The sequence below is a fragment of the Nocardioides sp. genome (assembly GCF_047607185.1).
GTDB lineage: Bacteria > Actinomycetota > Actinomycetes > Propionibacteriales > Nocardioidaceae > Nocardioides.
Genome location: NZ_JASGDQ010000017.1, coordinates 1 through 4,206, shown reverse-complemented (window position 1 = coordinate 4,206; position 4,206 = coordinate 1). Strand labels below are relative to the sequence as shown.

Sequence of the window (4,206 nt, the reverse complement as noted above, 5' to 3'; positions counted from 1 at the left end):
TCGATCGGCGACATCCCGCCGGCCGAGTACGAGGACCTCTACCGCCAGCAGACACACCACTCATCCCCGGGCTACAGTGACCCCGCTGTCGCCTGACACACCCCTCCGACAGCCCCAGGGCGGTTCATAACACGAATCATACGACGCCTTCTTGGCAGCCACTTAGAGCCTCGTCGCGTCCAACAGCTCGCCGAGCTCCTCGGAGGTGAGATCGCGGAACTGGCCGGCCTTCAGGCTGCCGAGCCGGACCGGGCCGATCCGGGTCCGGGTCAGCCGGGTGACCGGGTGGCCGACGTGGTCGAGCAGCCGGCGCACGATCCGGTTGCGGCCCTCGTGGATGACCAGCTCGACGATCGACTTGGCGTCGGCGGCCTCGATGGTACGGGCCTTGGACACCGTGACGGGGCCGTCCTCCAGGGTGACGCCCTCGCGCAGCTGCTTCAGGGTGCGCGGCCAGACGTGACCCTCGACCTCGGCGACATAGGTCTTGTCGACCTCGTAGGAGGGGTGGGCGAGCCGGTGGGCGAAGTCGCCGTCGTTGGTCAGGATGATCAGGCCCGAGGTGTCGGTGTCGAGCCGGCCGACATGGAAGAGCCGCTCCGGCCGCTCCGCGACCAGGTCCCGCAGCGTCCTGCGGCCCTCCGGGTCGCTCATCGTGGAGACCACGCCGCGCGGCTTGTTGAGGACGAGGTAGACCTTGTCGCTGATCGGCGGCAGCCGCTTGCCGGCGACCCGGATCAGGTCCGCGGCCGGGTCGACCTTGGTGCCGAGCCGGGTGACGACCTCGCCGTTGACCTCCACCTCGCCGGCGAGCATCAGCTGCTCGCTGTGGCGTCGGGAGGCGACGCCGGCCAGGGCGAGCAGCTTCTGCAGCCGGATCTGCCCGTCCTCGTCGAGCGGCAGCGCGTCGGTCGGGAGCTCACTCATCGGCCCCGCCCGTCGTCTCGGCTGTCGTCTCGGCTGCGGGCGGCGGGGGATGCTCGGTCGCGGCGAGGAGCTCGTCCTCGAGGTCGTCCATCTCGGGGAGGTACGGCGCCAGCTCGGGCAGCTCGTCGAGGCCGGTGACGCCGATGCGCTCCAGGAAGTAGCCGGTGGTGCGGTAGAGGTTGGCGCCGGTCTCCGGGTCCTGGCCGGCCTCCTCCACCAGGCCCCGGGTCAACAGCGTACGCATCACGCCGTCGACGTTGACGCCTCTGATCGCGGAGACCCGGGCGCGAGAGACCGGCTGCTTGTAGGCCACCACGGCCAGCGTCTCCAGCGCCGCCTGGGTCAGCCGGGCCTGCTGGCCGTCGAGCACGAATCGCTCGACCACGACGGCGTACTCCTCGCGGGTGTAGAACCGCCAGCCGCCGGCCACATTGCGCAGGTCGAAGCCGCGGCCCTGCTCGGCGTACTCGGCCGAGAGGCCCTCGAGCGCGCCGGTCACCTCCTCGACGGGGTAGCCGACGGCGGTGGCGAGCGTCGTCACGTCGAGCGGCTGGTCGGCGACCATCAGGACCGCCTCCAGCGCGGGGCGCAGCTCGGCGACGGGCACGGCGAGCGCGTCCTCGACCACCTCGGGCTCGGTCATGCGGTCTCCTCGGGTGTCGGGGTGTCATCGGATGGGTCGGGCAGCGGCGGCGCCCCGTCGAACTCGTCCTGGACCAACTCGTCGACATCGGCGTCCTCGTCGCCGGTCCACCGCACGGTCAACTCGCCGAGCGGGGTCACCTGGTCGAAGGCGACCGCCCCCTCGCGGAACAGCTCCAGCAGGCTCAGGAACCGCGCGACGGTGGTGAGCGTGTCGGGCGAGTCCCCGACCAGCGCGCGGAAGGTGAGGGTGCCGGCACGGCGCAACCGGTCCACCACGATGCCAGCCTGCTCGCGCACGCTCACCTTGGCGGCGTGGATGTGGTGCAGGGTGAGCTCGGGCGGGCCGGGCTTCGGCTCCAGCGCTCTCGCCGCGAGCTGGGCGAACTGCTCCAGGCCGATGCCGATCAGCACCTCCGGCAGCAGCGTGGCGAACCGCTCCTCCAGACCCACAGCCCGCGGAAAGCGCTTCGACTCCCCCGCCAGCCTGGTCTCCAGCACTGCGGCGACCTGCTTGAACGCCTTGTACTGCAGCAGCCTGGCGAACAGCAGGTCACGGGCCTCCAGCAGCGCCAGGTCCTCCTCGTCCTCCACGTCGCCGGCGGGCAGCAGCCGGGCGGCCTTGAGGTCGAGGAGCGTCGCGGCGACGAGCAGGAACGACGAGGTCTGATCCAGGTCCCACTCCTTGCCGCCGGCCTTGACGTGGGCGATGAACTCGTCGGTGACCCTCGCCAGCGACACCTCGGTGATGTCGAGCTTGTGCTTGGAGATCAAGCTCAGCAGCAGGTCGAAGGGGCCCTCGAAGTTGTCCAGCCGGACCGCGAAGGCGCCGGATGCGGCCCCCTCGGCGGCGGTCTCGGTCATGGCAGGACCGGCTACCGGTCGTGGCGCAGCCGCTGCACCAGCGCGCTGTCGTCGCCGTTGGCCTCGAGGTCGGCCAGGACCAGGGCGACCGCCTCGCGCACCAGCCGGCCGCGGTCGACGGCCAGGCCGTGGCTGCTGCGGAGCGAGAGCCGGGCGTGCTCGATCTCGAGGAGCTCCTCGGAGGTGATGTAGACCGTCATCTTCTCGTCGTGACGGACCCGGCCGCTGGGCTTCCGGGGCTCCGGCTCCTCGGCCGTCGGCGCCGGCGTCGTCGCCGGCTCCGCGGCGGTCGGACGGAAGAGGTCGTCGGCCGTCGGGAGGCTCACGCGGCGTGCCACCGGGCGAGCACCTCCTTGGCGAGCTGGCGGTAGGCGTCGGCACCGGTGGAGGTGGAGGCGTAGCTGGTGATGGGCTCGCCGGCGACGGTGGAGTCGGAGAACTTCACGGTACGGCGGATGACCGTGTGGAAGACGGTCTCGCCCCAGGCCTCGACCAGCCGCTCCATCACCTCCCGGGAGTGCAGCGTGCGGCCGTCGTACATGGTGCCGAGGAGGCCGTCGATGTGGAGCTTGGGGTTGAGCCGCTGCTGCACCTTGTCGATGGTCGACTTCAGCAGCGCCACGCCGCGCAACGCGAAGTATTCGCACTCCAGCGGCACGATCACGCCGTCGGAGGCGGTCAGAGCGTTGACGGTGAGCAGGCCGAGGGAGGGCTGGCAGTCGATGAGGACGACGTCGTACTCCGGGAGGACCGGCGCGAGCACGCGGGCCAGGGTCTGCTCGCGGCCGACCTCGTGGACCAGCTGCACCTCCGCGGCCGAGAGCTCGATGTTGGACGGCAGCAGGTCCATGCCGTCGACTCCCGAGGCGACCACGACGTCGCCGACCTTCACGGCGGGGTCCATGAGCAGGTTGTAGACCGAGAGGTCCATCTCGTGCGGGTTCATGCCCAGGCCGACCGAAAGCGAGCCCTGCGGGTCGAAGTCGACCAGCAGCACCCGGCGACCGAACTCCGCGAGCGCGGCGCCCAGGTTGATCGTCGTGGTGGTCTTGCCGACACCGCCCTTCTGGTTGCACAGCGCCACGACCCGCGCGGAGCCGTGCGAGGTGAGCAGGGTGGGTTCCGGAATGCGCGGCATCGGGCGGCCGGTGGGCCCGAGCTCGGCGTCCCCCACCGAGAACGGCAAGGTGTCGGACAAGGTCTGCCTCCCGGAGTTTGTCGACTTGTAGCTGGGCCTCGGGTGAGGCTACGGCTCCCCGCCGACAGGTCTCAACCCGGCCCGGGTTTCCCACCGTCCCGCCCGGTGCCCTGTTGAGGGACGTCCGCGCGCCACCCACAGGCACGCCCGCCGCTGTGGACCAATCTGTGGATCCCCGCGGCTGTCTAGCGGCTGTGGACGAGATCCTGGTAGTCGGGGTGCTTCTCGATCCAGCCTTTGACGAAGGGACAGCGGGGCACCACGTCGAGCTCGCCGTTCCGGCGTACGTCGTCCAGCGCACCTCGCGCGAGCGCCGACCCGATCCCCTGCCCGGCGAACCTGTCGTCGATCTCGGTGTGCAGGAACACGATCGCCTCGCCCTCGACCCGGTAGGTGGCGAAGCCGGCCACCTCCCCGTCGACGATCGCCTCGTAGCGATGCCGGTCGGTGTCGTTGCGTACCACTACATCGGCCATGCTCGCCAGCCTAGTAGGCTGTCGCGGCTAAAGCGCGTGGTAGCGCGGTGTCCGGGTGCGTGCCTCGCAAGGTGCCGGCGCGAAGACAGGCTGGTGGCC

The 4,206-nt window shown here is 70.8% G+C and carries 6 protein-coding genes; all 6 read right to left on the bottom strand.

Annotated elements, in window-relative coordinates; translation table 11 throughout:
* Positions 1-162: 162 nt before the first annotated feature.
* The 6 genes from QM595_RS01910 to QM595_RS01885 all read right to left on the bottom strand — a co-directional run bounded on the left by QM595_RS01910 (position 163) and on the right by QM595_RS01885 (position 4,107).
* Positions 163-927, bottom strand: coding sequence for a pseudouridine synthase (locus tag QM595_RS01910; RefSeq protein ID WP_415169828.1), 765 nt, complete (start codon positions 925-927; stop codon positions 163-165).
* The gene (gene scpB / locus QM595_RS01905) at positions 920-1,570 is read right to left on the bottom strand and encodes an SMC-Scp complex subunit ScpB (protein WP_415169827.1); all 651 of its coding nucleotides are present in this window, start codon (positions 1,568-1,570) and stop codon (positions 920-922) included. The genes QM595_RS01910 and scpB overlap by 8 nt, the downstream gene beginning before the upstream one ends.
* Positions 1,567-2,433: a segregation and condensation protein A gene (locus QM595_RS01900; protein ID WP_415169826.1), complete on the bottom strand. Its 867-nt coding sequence runs from the start codon at positions 2,431-2,433 to the stop codon at positions 1,567-1,569. Before QM595_RS01900 ends, scpB begins: the two co-directional genes overlap by 4 nt.
* 11 nt (positions 2,434-2,444) lie before the next feature.
* Positions 2,445-2,771 carry a hypothetical protein gene (locus QM595_RS01895; RefSeq protein ID WP_415169825.1) on the bottom strand — a complete coding sequence of 109 codons (327 nt, stop codon included), beginning with the start codon at positions 2,769-2,771 and terminating at the stop codon, positions 2,445-2,447.
* On the bottom strand, positions 2,756-3,571 hold the full coding sequence (locus QM595_RS01890; RefSeq protein ID WP_415169829.1) for a ParA family protein: 816 nt from the start codon (positions 3,569-3,571) through the stop codon (positions 2,756-2,758). Before QM595_RS01890 ends, QM595_RS01895 begins: the two co-directional genes overlap by 16 nt.
* A 245-nt stretch (positions 3,572-3,816) precedes the next feature.
* The gene (locus QM595_RS01885; RefSeq protein WP_415169824.1) at positions 3,817-4,107 is read right to left on the bottom strand and encodes a GNAT family N-acetyltransferase; all 291 of its coding nucleotides are present in this window, start codon (positions 4,105-4,107) and stop codon (positions 3,817-3,819) included.
* Positions 4,108-4,206 lie beyond the last annotated feature (99 nt).

Bases quoted from the DNA above. Each gene is read 5' to 3' on its own strand.
- QM595_RS01910 (WP_415169828.1), bottom strand. From the start codon at position 927: ATGAGTGAGCTCCCGACCGACGCGCTGCCGCTCGACGAGGACGGGCAG.
- scpB (WP_415169827.1), bottom strand. From the start codon at position 1,570: ATGACCGAGCCCGAGGTGGTCGAGGACGCGCTCGCCGTGCCCGTCGCC.
- QM595_RS01900 (WP_415169826.1), bottom strand. From the start codon at position 2,433: ATGACCGAGACCGCCGCCGAGGGGGCCGCATCCGGCGCCTTCGCGGTC.
- QM595_RS01890 (WP_415169829.1), bottom strand. From the start codon at position 3,571: ATGCCGCGCATTCCGGAACCCACCCTGCTCACCTCGCACGGCTCCGCG.
- QM595_RS01885 (WP_415169824.1), bottom strand. From the start codon at position 4,107: ATGGCCGATGTAGTGGTACGCAACGACACCGACCGGCATCGCTACGAG.